The organism is Belliella calami (assembly GCF_022549695.1).
Lineage (GTDB): Bacteria > Bacteroidota > Bacteroidia > Cytophagales > Cyclobacteriaceae > Belliella > Belliella calami.
Genome location: NZ_JAKZGS010000041.1, coordinates 1 through 945 on the forward strand (window position 1 = coordinate 1; position 945 = coordinate 945).

A 945-nucleotide genomic window follows, 5' to 3' on the forward strand; every position below is an offset into this window, starting at 1 on the left:
ACTGCCCTGTAAGGGCAAGAGCTTCTAACAATGGGTGCAGCCCATTGCACAAGATGCTGCTATTATCAGGAATGCCCTGAAAGGGCATCTGAATAATCATGTTTTAGAGATTTCTATGCTAGCTAATTCGATTTGCCTGGGAGAGATTGGGAAAACCTGATGCCCGGAAAAGGTTGGGGAAAAATGAAAATTTATTTAGATTATGGAAAATTTAAAAGAATTGAAGAGTAGATAAAGTATAAATCAACGCAGTTATGAAAAAGAAAACATTTCAATTTTTAATAATAGTAGCCTCTTTCCTTTTGTCACTGATGATATTCAATGATTGGGATGATTTCAAAAGGGGCTTGAAAGGAGAACGCTCACTCCAAAAAAGTGAAAATACTAATTGACTTATAATTAGTAATAATTGATATTTTTTATCTATGAGTTTTAATCCAATATCTAATTTAGCAACTGTATATTTTGAGGTTTAACTATTTATTTTCATCCATCCCTACGGGACTTTCCCTTCACCTCAAGTTTTTTGGATCGGTGGGTTGAAACCCACCGTTATGATGTCGGTCGTGCCGCTGGCACTGGAAAGCTGGTATATCGGATGAAAGTGGGATTTGCTATCAGCTCCGTAGGAGCGACTGATGTATTAGTCATGGATTTCAATCCATGACAAAGATATTGCCATCATACCATGAAGTCCCGTAGGGAAGGGTGATATGGTTTGAGGTCAATCAGCAAAGATATCATCCGTCCCTACGGGACTTTTGCTGAGTCGCAAGTTTCTTGGGTCGGTGGGTTGAAACCCACCGTTAAGATGTCGGTCGTGCCGCTGGCACTGGAAAGTAGGTGTGTCGACTGGAAGTGGGATTTGCTATCAGCTCCATAGGAGTGACCGATGTATTAGGTATGGATTTCAATCCATGACAAGGAGTTAGCCATCATACCATG

The 945-nt window shown here is 40.2% G+C and carries 1 protein-coding gene; it reads left to right on the forward strand.

The window, feature by feature from the left end; all coding sequences use genetic code 11:
- Positions 1 to 526: 526 nt before the first annotated feature.
- A complete protein-coding gene (locus MM236_RS19600; RefSeq protein WP_241276696.1) occupies positions 527 to 667 on the forward strand; it encodes a hypothetical protein in 141 nt (46 codons plus the stop codon).
- Positions 668 to 945 lie beyond the last annotated feature (278 nt).